The sequence below is a fragment of the Nostoc sp. 2RC genome, from assembly GCF_014222165.1.
Classification (GTDB): Bacteria; Cyanobacteriota; Cyanobacteriia; order Cyanobacteriales; family Nostocaceae; genus Nostoc; species Nostoc linckia.
Genome location: NZ_JACKZU010000167.1, coordinates 1 through 17108, shown reverse-complemented (window position 1 = coordinate 17108; position 17108 = coordinate 1). Strand labels below are relative to the sequence as shown.

At 41.0% G+C, this 17108-nt stretch carries 12 protein-coding genes; 5 read left to right on the top strand and 7 right to left on the bottom strand.

The window, feature by feature from the left end; genetic code table 11:
* The first annotated feature begins 101 nt into the window (after nt 1-101).
* Nucleotides 102-1403 (top strand): HEAT repeat domain-containing protein, encoded by a 1302-nt coding sequence (locus GNE10_RS19055; RefSeq protein ID WP_185566515.1) that lies wholly within the window; start codon nt 102-104, stop codon nt 1401-1403.
* A 369-nt stretch (nt 1404-1772) separates the two neighbouring features.
* Complete coding sequence (locus GNE10_RS19050) at nt 1773-2720, top strand: LysR family transcriptional regulator (protein WP_185566514.1); 948 nt, start codon at nt 1773-1775, stop codon at nt 2718-2720.
* 88 nt (nt 2721-2808) lie between these two features.
* On the opposite strand, the gene GNE10_RS19045 is transcribed toward GNE10_RS19050, so the two are convergent.
* Both GNE10_RS19045 and GNE10_RS19040 read right to left on the bottom strand, forming a co-directional pair.
* Nucleotides 2809-4287 (bottom strand): alpha-amylase, encoded by a 1479-nt coding sequence (locus GNE10_RS19045; RefSeq protein WP_185566513.1) that lies wholly within the window; start codon nt 4285-4287, stop codon nt 2809-2811.
* Between the two features lie 122 nt (nt 4288-4409).
* A complete protein-coding gene (locus tag GNE10_RS19040) occupies nt 4410-5006 on the bottom strand; it encodes a DUF1003 domain-containing protein (RefSeq protein ID WP_185566512.1) in 597 nt (198 codons plus the stop codon).
* Nucleotides 5007-5236: 230 nt separating this feature from the next.
* On the opposite strand from GNE10_RS19040, the gene GNE10_RS19035 reads away from it, so the two are divergent.
* Nucleotides 5237-6301 (top strand): anthranilate phosphoribosyltransferase family protein, encoded by a 1065-nt coding sequence (locus GNE10_RS19035; protein ID WP_185566511.1) that lies wholly within the window; start codon nt 5237-5239, stop codon nt 6299-6301.
* On the opposite strand, the gene GNE10_RS19030 is transcribed toward GNE10_RS19035, so the two are convergent.
* Both GNE10_RS19030 and GNE10_RS19025 read right to left on the bottom strand, forming a co-directional pair.
* Nucleotides 6298-7722 (bottom strand): LCP family protein, encoded by a 1425-nt coding sequence (locus GNE10_RS19030; protein WP_185566510.1) that lies wholly within the window; start codon nt 7720-7722, stop codon nt 6298-6300. The two genes, GNE10_RS19035 and GNE10_RS19030, sit on opposite strands and share 4 nt — an antisense overlap.
* Nucleotides 7723-8008: 286 nt before the next feature.
* Complete coding sequence (locus GNE10_RS19025; RefSeq protein WP_185566509.1) at nt 8009-8371, bottom strand: hypothetical protein; 363 nt, start codon at nt 8369-8371, stop codon at nt 8009-8011.
* A gap of 285 nt (nt 8372-8656) precedes the next feature.
* Here GNE10_RS19025 and GNE10_RS19020 point away from each other — a divergent pair, with 285 nt between their 5' ends.
* Nucleotides 8657-9832, top strand: a complete 1176-nt coding sequence (locus tag GNE10_RS19020; protein ID WP_185566508.1) for an AI-2E family transporter — start codon at nt 8657-8659, stop codon at nt 9830-9832.
* Nucleotides 9833-10259: 427 nt separating this feature from the next.
* Here GNE10_RS19020 and GNE10_RS19015 read toward each other — a convergent pair whose 3' ends face one another.
* Nucleotides 10260-11591: a serpin family protein gene (locus GNE10_RS19015; RefSeq protein ID WP_185566507.1), complete on the bottom strand. Its 1332-nt coding sequence runs from the start codon at nt 11589-11591 to the stop codon at nt 10260-10262.
* Nucleotides 11592-11969: 378 nt separating this feature from the next.
* Nucleotides 11970-13562 carry a S8 family serine peptidase gene (locus GNE10_RS19010; protein ID WP_185566506.1) on the bottom strand — a complete coding sequence of 531 codons (1593 nt, stop codon included), beginning with the start codon at nt 13560-13562 and terminating at the stop codon, nt 11970-11972.
* Between the two features lie 285 nt (nt 13563-13847).
* Between GNE10_RS19010 and rpe the strand changes: the two genes are divergently transcribed.
* Nucleotides 13848-14555 carry a ribulose-phosphate 3-epimerase gene (gene rpe, locus GNE10_RS19005; RefSeq protein ID WP_185566505.1) on the top strand — a complete coding sequence of 236 codons (708 nt, stop codon included), beginning with the start codon at nt 13848-13850 and terminating at the stop codon, nt 14553-14555.
* Nucleotides 14556-15844: 1289 nt separating this feature from the next.
* Here the strand turns inward: rpe and GNE10_RS19000 are convergent.
* Nucleotides 15845-16231 (bottom strand): HetP family heterocyst commitment protein, encoded by a 387-nt coding sequence (locus GNE10_RS19000; RefSeq protein ID WP_099071668.1) that lies wholly within the window; start codon nt 16229-16231, stop codon nt 15845-15847.
* Nucleotides 16232-17108 lie beyond the last annotated feature (877 nt).

Below are 17108 nucleotides of genomic sequence, written 5' to 3'. Positions count from 1 at the left end.
TCTTTCTATCTCCCCTTTCCCCTTTACCCTTTCCCCTTTCCCCTTAACCTTTTCCCCATCTCCCCATCTCCCCATCTCCCCATTCCCCACTCACTTTTAGAATTGTGAACAACATCAACGAGCTTTTGACACAAGTCGAGACCTCATATAATGCAGCTGATTGGTCATCGCTAATTGAATATTTACAACAATTAATTTTAGGGGTGAATTCTCAGCATCCAGAGATAGTTAAAAATCGAGAATATCTGCTCTCATTATGTCTTTCAATGTTAGAAACGGGAGATTTTCAGCAACGCTGGGAAATTACTAAGATATTAATTAACTTGGGAAATATTGCCATTCCACCACTGATTGAAATATTAAAAGATGAAGACGCAGAGGAAGAATTACGTTGGTATGCAGCCAGGACTTTAGGGGAGTTTCAGCACCCAGATGCTATTACAGCTTTAGTAGAATTATTGAGAAATGATGCGGATGAAGAACTGAAAAAAATTGCCGCAACAGCACTAGGACAAATGGGTAGTGTTGCTATTACTTCCCTCACAGAACTCCTAAAAGATGAAGATACACGACTTTTGGCAGTGCGATCGCTTTGTTGTATTCCCCAAACAGAAACTATTGCACCGTTGTTAAGTGTAGTCCAAGATCCACAACCACTAATTCGCGCTGCTGCAATTGAAGCCCTCGCTAACTTGGACGATGAACGCGTACTACCAATCTTGGTTAATGCTTTGGATGATGTAGCCGCTACAGTTAGACGTGCAGCAGTAGTTGGTTTAGGTTTTCGCCCCGACTTACGCCAAGCATTGGATTTAGTGACGAGACTACAACCAAAGCTTTACGATATTAACCTTGATGTTTGTTGTGCAGCAGTCGTTACCCTTTCTCGTATGGGTTGTGATGAGGCTGCTAAACATTTATTTGATTTGCTAATTTCACCCCAGACACCGATAACGCTGCAATTAGAAACTATCCGCGCTTTAAGTTGGATGAACACACCATCAAGCTTGGAATATTTACAAACAGCATTTTATCAAAGTACATCAGAAACAATATGGCAAGAAATTGTGACAGTTTTAGGGCGAGTACAAAAGCCCCAGCTAACAACACCAGCCGCAGAAATTTTATTGCAAATACTGGAATCCCAACATCTAGCTACAAAAATCCCTAATATCAAAAGTGCCATCGCTTTATCTTTAGGACAGTTGGGCAAAATCGAGGCAATTGAACCATTAATTTCGCTGCTAGCTGACTCTAATGCATCAGTGAGACTACATGCGATCGCTGCACTGAAAAATCTAGATCGAGAAGCTGCACATCAACAATTGCAACAGTTAGTCAATAACGCTGCACTAACACCAGATTTGCAACAAGGAATAGCGATCGCTCTGGCGGAGTGGTAAATTATCTGATGGGGCAAGTCAGAGTCAAGCAAAATTTCTCTTCAAAGGTCTCTCAGCAATTCCTAGTTCTACAGAGTGAAGTATTCCAAAATTAGGGCTGGATTCAGACCTCATAATCTGCCGCATAACATAATGAATTGAAAAGTTTATCTAAAATTTAAGATATTCCAGAAAAAAGTAGTTAAGTCTTTTTTGGCGATATTTGCTGAAAAATACCGTGGAAAGCTGATAATTAACCAGAAAAGTAGTAAATACTGATTGAAACAAATGTAAATCCGAAAAAAAGACCTGTAACAAACCCTACTAAATTGTGGGGGAAAATCCATTAACTTAATGAAACCGATATAATGTAATGCAGGCTACATAAAAATGCGCTTAGAGCAGTTGCAAGCCTTTCTAGCGATCGCCCAAACCGGCAGCTTTCAACAAGCAGCGCGAACATGTGGTGTCACGCAATCGACCATTAGCCGTCAAATCCAAGCATTAGAAGCGGATTTGGGAATAGAACTGTTTCACAGAACAAGCCATGCCAAATTAACCCTAGCAGGTGAACGTTTGCTACCTCGCGTCCGCAAAATTTGCCAAGAATGGCAGACTGCTACCGAAGAATTAGCCGATTTAATAGCTGGAAAACAGCCAGAACTTTGCATTGCGGCTATTCACTCAGTTTGCGGTTCTTACTTACCACCAGTGTTACAAAAGTTTTGTCATGATTATCCAGATGTGCAATTGCGGGTGACATCATTGGGAAGCGATCGCGCCCTGAAAGTCCTCAAGGATGGATTAGTAGATTTAGCAATTGTGATGAATAATCGCTTTTTAACTACTGGTAGAGAAATGGTAGTAGAAGTACTTTATGATGAACCTATAGAAGTTCTCACCGCAGCTAATCATCCTTTAGCCCAATATGAATTAGTTCCTTGGTCAGAATTAATTCGTTATCCCCAAGTGGTTTTTAAAGATGGTTATGGGATGCAACGTTTAGTACAAGATAGATTTGAGCGAATGGAAGCTACACTCCAAGCAGCTTTAGAGGTAAACACCCTAGATGCCTTTCGGGGAGTGGTGCGCCAAGGGGAACTGATAGCTTTACTACCTCAATCAGCATTAGTAGAAGCACGCCAAGACCCCACCCTAGCCATTCGTTCTCTAGCTAGCAATGGTATTGGTAACTTACCAGATAATTCTACTTTCACTCGTCGGGTAGTAATGGTTACCACTCAAGACCGTCTGCAAATTCCTCCCATCAAGCACTTTTGGCAACTCGTACTAGAAAATATCCCATTACAAATTGACCAGCAGCGATCGGCTTGTTAAGTCAGTCAACCAAAAAGTTTTTAACAAAACAGCGATCGCTATCAAGCTGGGGGATACGCCATCGCTGCCACCCATCATAAAACCCAGACTACGACTTTGGAACCCACACCGAAACGGAACCAGCACCGCATCGAAAATCAGCCCAGCCTTCATCATTAGTTGTGATGGGTTCGCTGATATGTTCGGTGATGTCAATGTAAGTGCTGTTGGGTTGTCCAACTTCCATCCACTTAGTCCCCTCTCCCCCATTACTCAGAACAACAGCCATCCCGCCAGGATTTTCTTCATTTCCTAAGCGTGTCCAGCCGATGGTATTGGCATGATCGAAATAATCATATTGGTCGCCATAGGCATAGGTTTGACGAGCGTACAAAAATTTATCAATGATCCATTGATGACTATCGAGCCAAATCTCATACTCATTGCCGTCTGGGCCTTTATCTTTGTAATGAGCGCCATAGTAATCTGCATAGAAGATGCAGGGATAACCCTCACTTCGTAGTAAAATCAATGCATAAGCCAATGGTTTGAACCAGCCTTCTACTACAGACTCCAACGATTGCAAGGGTTGAGAGTCATGATTATCAACTAAGGTGACAGCTAAAGCAGGTTGTTGTTGTACCAAGGTGTTATCAAATATCTGCCGCATGTCGTAGTCGTTGCCTTGTTTGCTGGCAGCGCTAAAGTTATAGTGCAATGGCGCATCAAACAACAGCACGTCGCCGCCGGTGAGGCTAATGAAATGGTGTAGCGCTTCAACTTCATAAGACCAATATTCACCAACGGCAAAGAGATTCCGACCTGCCTTTTGGCGACAGTGATTGAGCCATTCTGGAAAAAAGTTAGCTCTAACGTGTTTAACAGCATCAAAACGAAAGCCGTCTATATCAGTGGTTTCTACAAACCACTCACCCCAGTCATTCAATGCCTCGCGCACTTCTGGACTCTCCATATCCAGATCGCACCCCATGAGATAGTCGAAAGCGCCTTTTTCTAGGTCTACGTTGTCGTCAAAATGTTTATCTTTGAACAGATAAACTGCATTTTCACCTTCGTTGTAAACGTTGTAATCAACTGCGTCGAAGTGCCACCAGTGCCATTCCATATCGGAGTATTTACCCTGGCGACCGGGGAAGGTAAAGTGAGTCCACACTTTAATCTTTTGCATTTCACCAATGGGCTGGCGGCGATCCTCTGGATTATAAGGCGTTGCTTCCACTTCTTCGGGTTCGTCTGCACCTAACTTGTGGTTAAGGACAACATCAGCATAGACTCGAATGCCAGCGGCTTTTGCCGCCTTGATCGCAGCAATATACTCATCTTTTGTGCCGTACTTTGTGCGAACCGAGCCTTTCTGGTCAAATTCGCCGAGATCGTACATATCGTAGACCCCATAGCCGACATCGTAGCCACCTCCTGTTCCTTTGTAAGCTGGGGGCAACCAAACAGATGTAACACCTGCATCAGCTAACTCTTGGGCTTTCTCTTTAAACTCATTCCAAAGATTCCCGTCGGGAGGGATGTACCAATGAAAAAACTGCATCATTACACCATTCAGCTGAGCCATGTGTATCCCTCTGGGAAGATATATTGTTAAATTTAATTGTCATCATCAAGACTAAAACTGAATTGATGTTTTGTGCTTCTCCCTCAAGAGGTAAAAAAAGTTTCTAAAGAACTGTGATTGACTTACTTGTCTCCTTCTGTGGATGACAGTTCTTCTGCTAGGTTTTTCTGGAGTGCTTCCAAGACTGCGATCGGGTCAGCCGGTTCCTGCATCAATTGGGCTTCATAATCATGCCGATTTATCACGTTAGGCAAATCGGTACGCAGTTCTTCTAATAAAGCAATAATTTTGGCAATTTTTTGCTCGGAGAGCAAGTTAAGCTGTAGCATCAATTGTGCCCGCTGTTCGGCAAAGTTTTCTTGGCGAGTTTGTCGCACCAGCACTCCAGTTGAAATCACCAATGCCGCTGCATCTAAGCCTTGACCTGACCAGCTAAACGAGGGTAGATGAAATGGCAAAAAGCCATCAAAAAAACTGCCAAAAATCCAGATAGCCAGTATGACTAGCAAACTATACAGAAATGTCGATCGCCCAAAGAATGTAGCGATCGCTTCTAGTATCCGCCGGTGGGTGGGAATATCTCGAACTTCCTGGGTATGAAGTGAAATAATCGCTTCAATATTTTTGGCGATCGGGTCTGGTAATGGAGCCACGATCACTTGATTTCGAGAGGCTTTGAGCTTGAGTTCGTTAGCTGTGTCCTCTGTGTTGTGCTTCATACCCCAACCCCTGAATCTAGATATTATTTGATTATTGCTTATCTTCTGAAGAAATAATTATACAGTATGTACTATATAAGACTTTAAACTACGTAAACTGAATTAGCACAGGCGTAGTCCACCCCAGATATCCCTGTTTGGAAAAACTTTTTAGTTTAGTTTTAAGTGTGATTAGTTATTGATCAGAAAGCACAATGGACAAATGACCAATGACTAAGGACTAATGACCAATGACCAATATATTTAGGGAATTTGTGCAGAAAGTAGGTAGTGGGAATCACACAAAGGAGAATTTAACTCGTGCCCAAGCAGCCACCGCTACTAAAATGATGCTGCTGGGTGAGGCGACACCAGCGCAAATTGGAGCGTTTTTAATTGCTCATCGAATCAAGCGTCCTACGGGGGAAGAGTTAGCGGGAATGTTGGATGCTTACGATGAACTCGGCCCCAAACTGCAACCCATTGTTTGTGAACGTCCGGTGATGGTTTTTGGTGTCCCTTACGATGGCAGAACGCGTACTGCACCAATTAGTCCGGTGATAGCTTTACTACTCGCTGCGGCTGGACAACCAGTAATAATGCACGGTGGCGATCGCCTGCCAACTAAGTATGGTTTACCTTTAATAGATATTTGGCAGGGTTTAGGAGTTGATTGGACTGCCTTACCTTTAACTAAAACCCAGCAAGTTTTTGCACAAACGGGAATCGGCTTTATTTATCTACCACAGTATTTCCCCTTAACTACAAGTATTTGGGAGTACCGCGCCCAACTTGGTAAACGTCCGCCTTTGGCAACAATGGAGTTAATTTGGTGTCCTTATGCTGGAGATGCTCACGTAATTGCCGGGTTTGTTCATCCGCCCACTGAAGGGATGTTTCAGATAGCCTTAGAACTACGGAAAGTAACAAAATTTACATTAGTGAAGGGATTAGAAGGTAGTTGTGACTTACCACGCGATCGCACTGCAATCATTGGCTTATCTTCATTGGTAACATCCCAAGAGATAGAACGATTGCACTTAGTACCGCGCGATTATGGTTTTTCCACCAAAAACGTACCCCTTGGAACTACTGAAGAACTGTTAGCGGATATTCGAGAGGTTTTGGCAGGTAAACCAGGGGAATTAATGCAAACCGCTTTATGGAATGGCGGATTTTACCTATGGCGCAGTGGAATTTGTCCAAATATACCAGAGGCTTTAGCTAAGGCAGAAGAATTATTCACCAGTGGTGTGGTAGCAGCTAAACTCCAAGAACTACAAAAATTGAGTGTCAGCTGGGGCCATATCCTTTAGGGTGTGAGGGAATTCTCCAAAATAGATTTTTGTTGTAACCAATCTTGACCGACTTGGATGCTGATATCCGAGCCAAGGTTCCCAGTACTTTCCACACGCACTTCTCCAAATCCCAAAGTGTTGCGAATGGATTCGGCACTGTCACCATCTCCTTGTTGGGCGACGATGTGAGTTACCTCCAGAGGTTCACCCCATGCCTTGGCTATGTAAATATTGCGATAACCAGATTTTTCCAAAGCTCGAATTAATGGTTGGAGATTGGAGCGATCGCCACCTGTACTATCTTGAATTGCTACACGTAAAGAACGTGGATCGGCCATCTGCCGTTGCTGTTGTTCCTCTGACTCCAGACCAAAGTGCTGAGTCATGAGTTTAGCAATGCCCCTTTTACTGGGTAACCAATAGCTAGCGTCAAACTCATTCTTTTCGCTAAAGCGACCAGGTAGCATGAGCATTTGCATGTTGGAGCGATTTGTCCGCACTCCAAAACCCAACAGTGCCACTAGCTCTTCAACTGTCAAGTTAGTATCAATGTGTTCTTTTACGACATCAAGAACCTTAGGCAATTGAGCCACAGTGGCGGGGTTGAGAGTCTGATCCATCAAAGCACGCATTACCATTTGTTGGCGCTGAATCCGACCAATATCTCCGAGTTCGTCATGACGAAAACGTAGTAATTGTAGTGCTTGATCGCCGTTGAGATGCTGCTTACCTGCTTTCAAATTGATGTACAAGTGCTGGGAATCATCTTGATACTTCATATCTTTGGGGACATAAACTGTTACACCACCCAAAGCATCAATGAGTTTGCCAACTCCCAAAACGTTGATTCTGACATAGCGATCGATTCCGACGCCACCCAAGAGATTGCTGATGGTTTTAGCTGTCAAAGCTGGCCCGCCATCGACATTGGCAGCATTAATTTTTTTGACTCCATAACCCTCTACTTCTGTGCGTGTATCTCTGGGAATGGAGAGCATAATTATTTTTTTCGTCTCTGGATCGAATTTGACCAAGAGCATCACATCAGAAAGACCATCAAAGGAGTTGACTTGGGGTAGGTATTTCAGATTTTTAGTTTCTTCAGGAGGGTTTTGGATATCTGGCGGTAATACGCTCATACCCATAACTAACAGATTAACCGGGCGAGTTAATTCTGAAAATCGCAACACGCCTCCAGAAATGCGATCGCTATCAAACACCGCTTCATCCTGTGGGCTGAGTTGGGCTTGCTGCAAAGGCGTACTAGTCAAAGAAACTGCCAACAACGCCCCTGCTGTTGCCGACACCATTGCAATCCCACTCATACCCACCCAAAACCACAGCCAACGTCCGGATTTCGAGTTGTGGGGAATTTTTTTCACGGACTTTGAGGCTTTTCCCGATTGGTTTTCTTCTGCCGAACTTCTTTGAATGGTCACAGACTTCCTCACACTTACTCACTAATCAAATTCGGTAAATTTGCAGACTAAAATACGAAAGACAAATCAACCCATAATACCTAACTCTTAATTATTAGTGTTCACTTTTTTAATGCAGTGTCAACCACAACACTTATAGCAGTATTTTTCCTTCTTTTGGGTAAATCTGGAGATGTTTTACTGAAGTATGGCAATAATAAACTGGATTTGACTAGATAGTATGAAGAAATCAATCGTAATTTTTTTTAATCTCAGTAGAATTACCGTTAATTTTCACTTCCAAAAATTAAGATAAGTACTTGCCAACCACCCGTTCTGCTAAACTACTAAATCCTGGTAAACGCCCAGATTTGCCTTGTATGAGACGGAAAATCAACCAGATACTCACTACAAAATAACCTGATGTCAGAAAACTATTGAGGATAAATAAACGTAGTGTAAAAAAATCTGAAGTTGCTGCTCCGGTAGTCAATAATGAATATCCCAACAGCCAAGTAATTGCCAAAGTAATAGACAGACGACTAATAGCGAGTTGTTCCCGACCACCTTGGCGGCGATAGAGAGTCCACAAAGATGGAAAAAAACCGATAATCGGAATTAAATATAAAATTAGCTGTATTTTGGGTATGGAGTATTGGTCATTGGGCATTGGGAGTGTTGACTGTTGACTGTTGACTGTTGACTGGGGAGTTATTATTCCCCTTGTCCCCTTGTCTTTTTGTCCCCCTTGTCTCCTTGTGCCCTTCTCTCCTTCTCCCCCGATCTCCCCATCTTCCCATCTCCCCATCTCCCTCATCTCCCCAGACTTTTTTGACAATTTTCCATTGGGCTTAGTCTAACTCCTAAACTAGAAGGATGAATAAGACTCGTATAGTTAGAGATAATAAACTGTAAAGAAAGATTTAATCTTGTTCTATTCCGCAATCAGCTGAAAATGCAGACACGTAAGCTACTTGACTGGTGGCAGACATTTACACCAATGGCGCGAATCACGGCGATCGCGTTATTCGTTCCGCTGCTAGTTCTCAATGGTTGGGCAATTTCGGTATTTTTTAATTATTTCCATTCTCTCATAGTCATTTTAGTCGGAGCCTCGGTGCTAGCATTTCTGCTCAACTACCCGGTAAGCTGGATGGAGCATCATGGTGCAAGGCGAGAGCAAGTTGCTATTTTAGTATTTCTCCTCGCTTTATCGGTTTTATTAGCATTGGGTGTGACACTTTTTCCTTTAGCCCTCACCCAAGCGCAGCAACTAGTGGCTCGTTTGCCAGAATTAATTGACTCTGGACGGTCTCAGCTGATGATTCTAAACGAAAAAGCTGAGACTTTCGGTTTACCCATCAACCTCGATGCGTTGGTAGTGCAAATTAACGATCGCGTCAAAGGACAATTGCAAGCCATCGCTGGACAAGTTTTAAATCTGGCTGTAGTCACATTTACCAGTCTGCTAGATTTTTTGTTGACGATGGTTTTGACTTTCTATCTTTTACAGCATGGAGGCGAACTTTGGCAAAGTCTGGTGGAATGGCTACCTGCTAGATTTCGAGATCCGTTTTCTAAAACCGTGCGCTTGAGCTTTCAAAATTTCTTCATCACCCAGTTAATTTTATCTACCTGTATGGCTTCAGCCATGATTCCAAGTTTTTTGTGGCTGAAAGTGCCGTTTGGCTTGTTATTTGGCTTAACTATTGGCATCATGGCTCTCGTGCCCTTTGGTGGTTCTGTAGGCATTGCTTTGACTACATTATTAGTAGCATTGCAAGATTTTTCAATGGGTGTGAAAGTTTTGATTGCGGCTGTCATCGTACAACAAATTCTCGAAAACTTAATTGCTCCGCGAATTTTAGGTAGCTTTACTGGTTTAAACCCGGTTTGGGTGTTAATTTCAGTTTTAACAGGCGCAAGAATTGGTGGGCTTTTAGGTGTAATTGTTGCAGTACCCACAGCTGTTGTCATCAAGACTATTTTAAGTGCAGTGCGGATTGGAGGGTTCACTAGTGAAACCGAAGACGACACCACAGGAGAAATAACTGCGTCGGTTGCACCAAAGCAACCTCCGGAAACTGATGCTAAAAACCCTCTCAGCATTTCAGAACCAACATTACCTTGATATTCAGCAACTTAAAATTGCTAAGTGAAGCTGAGGAATAGAAAATAGGAAGTCGAAAAAACTTTCTCATCCTGAGAGGATGTTTTAAAAGCCCTGAATTATGCATCAAATACTTTTAGATACCCTAAATTCTCTTAAAAAGCGGGAGTTTAATTTTAATTTTCCTTTAAAAGGGAGTAAAAGGGTATCAATAAGTGCTTAAATTCACACTCAAAAACTTTTAAAACAACTTTTTAAGAGGATGTTTGAAAAGTCATGATTGATGTATAAAAATATTTTTTACCCCTTCCTAACCCTGCCCTTGGAAAGGGGAGGGAGCTGGTTTTTTCTAGTTTCCCCCCCCTTATAAGTGGGAACTAAGGGGGAGAAAAATGTAATTCAAATCACAGTCAATCACTTTTCAAACAACTTCTTAAGGGTAGCTGCATCAAGATGGCTCAACAATTGAACCCATAAACAAAATGCTTCCTGTTTGATTATCTCTGATGGCACAAAAGAAGGGGCGATCGACAATCATGCGGAATGGTTCTGGCTCTGGTCTTAAAGATGTTGCTACTATTCCGACAGAAGTAGTTGCAGCCGCTTCAGTGCCTTCTTCATTCACTTCCAAAAAAGTTTTATGCTTAACTTGGCTAATGGCAAAATTTTGACCCATGCCGGAAAAATTGGCTTTGTTGCTGAAAGCTTCTTCCATACCTAAAGCTTTCAAACTATTGTTAAGTGAAATATCGTATTCCGTTTTGAAGCGGGGTAAACGGATAAATCCTTTTTGTTTGTTGAACTGAGTCATCCATTTTTCCCAGTTCTCAACATTTAAGCTTTGAGAAAAGGCTTTGAGATTAGAGTTTTCCTTGGGTAAGAAGATATAAAAACTCACTTTACCATCTTTACCATAAGGTAAACTCACTGCCTGAAATTGTTGATTTTCATAATATTTGTAATCACCCTCTTGTGACATCATCTGGTGTTTTTTTTGCTTGCCAGATGTGATATAAAACGGATATTCAGCAGTTTGATTTTTATCAAATTCGTTAGTCCAATTACCTTTGAAATATATGGCATTAATCAAGAACAAAACTTGATTGGGTTCAATTTTTTCGACTATTTTATTAATTTTGCCAGCAGTATTATCCTTTACCCAATCATTGATATTATTGATGGCTGTAGGATTTTTAAAGTTCAAATTACTGACCTTGGCTTGATAGAAATCTTCGGTTCTTTGCAGAAAGTCTGGTTGAAATTTTACCTCTTGATTTGCCCAAAGGGAGTTAGCAATTTTGAGTTGCACTTTCGCATCGGCATTATCTAAAATTTGCTTTAATAACGCTGCGTATCCAGAGTTAATTTCTGACAAACTCATGCCCTGTAGTCCCAGGGTTTTTGCCATTGCTTGTTGAGTCGAACCACTAGCGCCATTGTAGGTCATTGCTAAAGCGATCGCTACACTCGAAGGTGAGATAAAAACATTTTTTTCTCCACCATCATTTTTATTAACTTCTGAAAAAAGCTGGAAACCAAACTTATTATTTGACTGAATAATTTTAGTATCAGTCTTAACTGTTTTTTTTTCCAATGGGGTTTCTGGCTGGGGTAAACTAGATTGAGCAAGGGCACTTTTATTATTATCGACCTGAGAACACCCTAATACACCAAAGAGAACAACACTTGCAGCGGCCAAAACATAACGTCTGCCAAGACTAACCCCGTAACGTCTTTGCAGAAAATTTTCTTTCACATCAGTAAATTTTTGCCGATTCATTCTCCTACCTCACTTGCCAAAGATTGTTAATCTGTGTCTCAGGGTTGACGTAAAGCCATGTCAATGATTAACTATTGCACTTGCTGTCATAGAAGAATGGCACTGTTACAGTTTTTGTAACAGCAAAAAATTAGGTCAGAGAAATTAAACACAAATTTTCAGATTGCCAATTCCAAATTGCTGCTTGAGGCGACTGTGCAAAGGAATTATCACCAATTTTGATTTGTACCAACATTGGCTAATTATCTATAAACGTATTGTAGACTACGCAATCACCAAATAAGTAACCCTACAGAATTATTTACACAGGGGCAATTGACAATAGCTTTTAACTATTCCCTATTGCCTAAGTTTTGTGTGTAGTTGTCCGTTCCTACTTCAATTAATGGGTACAGTCCACCAAGCTAAAGCATAAGGTTGAGTTGCATCATTGAGCTTTTGACGAAACTGGACGCGGATTTTGTAATTTCCAGCCGCAGCAACGGGACAAAAAATATGTTCTACACTATCGATTTGACTGATTGAAGAACAAACAACACCATCATCTTTTTTAGCATCAGTTTTTACTAAGTAGAGGTCGAGGTTATTCAAGCCGCGATCGCGAAAATTTTCCCCCACGTCATACTGCTGATTCTTATTGCTATCATTGAGTTCTACCAATCGATCCCAATTCAGAGTAATCGCTACAAAACTACCCTGTTTTAAGGGTTTCGCTAAAGAATAATCAACAGAACCTCCAACATCGATTGTGCGATAATCCCATCCAATGGAAGGTACCACATCTGAAGGTTGCCATTGACCAGCATTAAATTGCTGATAAGCGCGAAACACATTCAAATGACCTGCTCCCATTTGAGCATCCAAAGGAATCTTTGGATCTTTGTAAGCATCAGAAGCCAGCCAATCTTGATTTTGTTTATCAATTAATGTCCGAGTCATTCCTAAACGCAAACCATCTCCGCTATCTTGGATTTTGTCTGCTGAATTAAGTAATACAGCTTTCATCACTTCATGACGCCGAGAATCTGTACTCCAATGATGTTGTTTTTTTCGCAACTGTCGATCGCCAAGTTCCTGCAACAAAGCAACACTAGCAGTCACTTGAGGTGCTGCAAAACTTGTCCCTGTAACCTTGTTCAATTTGCCATCTGCATTAAGTAAATTGATGTTACTACCAGGAGCAACTAAACTGATAGCGCGACGCCCACCAATATTAAATTCTTTCCCAGCTAGCCGACCAGTGGCTCCTTGATTGACACCAGCCAGATTAGCAACATCTACTTTATTAAAAACTCCCCCCCTGCGGGATGAAAAAGCCACGTTCATTCCGTTAAAATTATCTGTAGGAATGGGAATACCACCTTTTCCTTGGTTGCCAGCAATGGCATACAAAACATCATGAACGCGACTAGACCAGTCAACACATAAAGTTAACAAAGCATTGCCATCTAGAGCCGCCTGTGGTCGAGGATCGCGGCTCAGAGGTTCGCCAAAACTAAAGTTAATTGCACGGACATCACCACTATTTTGCAGTGCTATATGCTGTGCCGACAAGCACTCTTCTGGCTGACCCATATTTTTAGTAGAGCCGACAGCAGACGAATAAAGTCGCGCTCCCGGAGCAACTCCTGGTATGCCTTTGTCTTGACTTACCATCACACCAGCAACATTGTAAGCATGGGAGTCAACACCGCTATTAGACTTAGCTGGCCCATTGCGTAAGAACACCGCAGCTAAAGATATAGCGCGGTTTTTAGACACCGCCTTATCCCAACCAAACATTCCCGGCCGACCGATTTCTACTTGACCAATAGCAATCTTGCGACCGATTAAATTATAAGGAGTTTGGTGTAGCTTGATAGCATCAATACCGTTAGTTCCCAAGGGAGACTCTAAAACTGAAGCAATCACCGGCGCACTCAAACACGAAGCACTCAATCCCCAAATTATCCAAGTTAGTTTTTTAGTCATTTGTTATTTAGTCATTGGTCATTAGTCATTAGTTATTGGGCATGGGGCATTGGGCATGAGGCATTGGGCACAAGAGGCTCCAGGGGAAAAATTTATCTCCCCATCTCCCTTGTCTCCCCATACTTCTCTGCGAGAGGCTGCGCCAACGGCTCCCCTACAAGTCTCCCCATCTCCCTCATCAATCCCCATTCCCCACCCCCCAAAACCTGGGATCAAAGTTATAATATGCGGCTCAATATTTTGTTACAATGATTACAGACGAGGACGCTTAAAAACCCACTAGCCATGACCCAAAACCCATCTCAAAAGCCCATTGTAATTGCTCCATCTATCTTATCAGCCGATTTTAGTCGTCTGGGTGACGAAGTTCGTGCCGTAGATGAGGCTGGAGCTGACTGGATTCATGTTGATGTAATGGACGGTCGTTTTGTACCCAATATTACGATAGGCCCTCTGGTTGTGGAGGCAATTCGTCCGGTTACAACCAAGCCACTAGATGTCCACTTGATGATTGTGGAACCAGAAAAGTATGTAGAAGGATTTGCTAAGGCAGGTGCTGATATCATCTCTGTTCATGCAGAACACAATGCTTCTCCACACTTGCACCGCACTTTAGGCCAAATTAAAGAACTTGGTAAAAAAGCTGGAGTAGTACTTAATCCTGGCACTCCTCTAGAGTTAATTGAATACGTTCTAGATCTGTGCGATTTAATATTGATTATGAGCGTAAATCCTGGCTTTGGCGGTCAAAGCTTTATCCCTGGTGTATTGCCCAAAATCCAAAAGCTGCGCCAATTATGCGACGAACGCGGCCTCGATCCTTGGATTGAAGTGGATGGAGGTCTCAAGGCTAATAATACCTGGCAAGTTTTGGAAGCGGGAGCCAATGCCATCGTAGCTGGTTCCGCTGTATTTAACACCAATGACTATGCACAGGCTATTACAGCAATTCGCAATAGCAAGCGTCCTACTCCAGAATTGGCGAAAGTTTAATTCATTTTTCCATTGACCATATTTTATAAAATCTAGGTTAGGCAAATTAATTGCCCGACCTATTTTTATTGGAAAGAAACATTAGTCATGACTCATACAGAATTCTGACTCCTGAATTCTGAATTTTTATTCATAAAAAACTGGAAGCTATTTAAGTTTAGAACTTCCAGGCATTGCAATATAAATTGAAGTTTATAAACTATAAATAATCCAGGTTGGGAGGACTAGGATTACAATAGTCGAAAGAGAAGCAAGTAAGCCACTAGTTCTACCAGCCAAGACAATATTTTCACCGTAACTTTTCTATTTCCGTTTTTGATATTGATGCTAAGCGTTCGCTTTATTAACTAAAGCAACATCAACCACAAGATAAAAAGCTTTATCAGCACCACTCCCACCGTCTGCAACTCGGTGAAAGGTTAAGAAAATTTGGTTTGGGGGAAGCCACCTCTTCAAATTCTCTTTGCTTGAGCTTTTTCGGAAAAAGAACCACCAGTAGCAACGGTTCTATAGTTGGTCTTGGTGTAAGAATTATTTAATACATGAAATGCTGATTATTTTTATAATCAGTTGATGTATTTCATGTTGAAAACTAATGATTGATTTTATTTTTTAAATTACCTTGCTTGCCAGTCACCTCTATTTTGATTAAAGTTATCATTTTTAGTTTAGCAATTTTGTCGGTATAAATCTGCCAAAATGGCATATTTATAGTCATTGATTTTGATTTTGAACTTATTGAACGTCAATTTAACACATTCCCAAAAACCCTTTTTCAAACTTCTCCCCGCTTTGGAGACTCCTATAGCAATCCCAAATAATTTGTGAAATATTACATATTAGGGTTGTTGACTGTTAACCGTTAACACTCAACAGTCAACAATCAACACCGATATTGTTCGCAACTCAAATAGCATTCAATACTGCTCGCTTTGTGCATTTTCAACTCGGAATTTGGTTTTGGGAAAAGGTGAGCCAGCGCGGTCTTGGGGGTTTCCCCCATGAGCGACTGGCGAACCCCGAAGGGGTTAAAGGGTAAAGGGTAAAGGTTTTTTCTTTCCCCTTTCCCCTTGCCCTTTTCCCCTTAAGCGACAAGTATTAAAATAGCATTACTATATATGAAAAATCTGCCACTCATTAAAAAATGACATGGCAGAATTTGAGAGACTGAATCAAGTCTCAAGCACAATCTATTGATGCAAAATATTTTTTAATTCCATTTCAAGTATCTCAAATAGATGTTTTGAGTACTTTCTGTTTTATTTGTGATTGGATTGATGTTCTTTAATTTACTGTGCTAGCCTGCGATCTAAACTACTTCCACGGATTTCTGTTTTTTGCTTTCCCACTACTTCAAGATAAGGTATGTCTTTAATTTTGGTTAAGCAATTTGATGATACATTGCTATCAGTTCTGGAATCGTTGGGCTGTTTGAGCAATTTTATGTTTTCATTTTGCTGTTGGTTGACTCTGCTTGCTTGAGAGTTTTCTTTCAACAATCGATTATAAGTCCGATATGGAATGTAGTGAAGAGGATTATAACCAGCAAATCGCAGCATTAAAACACACGCCCAGGAATACTTTCCAGCCAAAATTGCTTCAACTACTTTATCAAATTGTTGAGCCTTCATTGTCTTGTCTAAGTTACTACTAATACTAGCAATGTCTTGATTCATAGTTTTTAGTTCTCTTGGGTAAAGTAAACTAGTTTGGTCTCTGCAATTTTTGGTGTTTCAATTCAGACTTACAAACTACACTGGCTTTTTTGCAGCTGTTTAATCGCTTGGGAGAAGTAATCAATAACGGATGATGTTTGGATGTTGACAGAGAATAAGCATCCATCAACAGACGCCTAGATAAATTTCCCAAATTATCAATAGCGATCGCTGCTTTTAAGTCTCGGTATAGCTATTGGTAGATGCAGATTTGTCCTCTTCTAACTTTCTCAACCCCTAATTTAATTAACTTTTTTGGGTTGTTGTCCGTATAAATTACTACTTTAATAACGAAATCATTTCCGGGAAATTTTTAAAATTTTTTAGACTACTACAAAAAATATTTACTTTTGAGGCATTTAAAATACCATTTGTATTTCTACTATTTTTTGCAGTTAACGCCACCTGCTAATATAGCAGATTTATCAGTTAAATTTACTAAAATTTTTCCAAGATTTACTTATTTATTGTGCAACTTCGATATTTGTCATACTTGCTAATTAATGAGGGGTAACACCCCCCAGACAATATGAATTTTCAACCTTTATTATGTTGTGTGGTGGTTTAATGATAATACCATCAACTCTCATCTCAAACAACATCGTATTTTAGGAGTATATATAGCGTTATCCAAAAAATCCGCCGTAGTATTTATTGAACATATTTTTTGTAATCCGCCAAGTGAAGAGTAATTTTTTGCTTGTAAGCCTTATTATTAGAAGATTTCACGGAATTAATTTTTAAATTGAAAATCTGTTTATTATTTTTTCTACCCGCTAAATATAGTTATTTTAAACATAACTTGTCTAGCACTTATATCATTTTTATAGTTATTTTC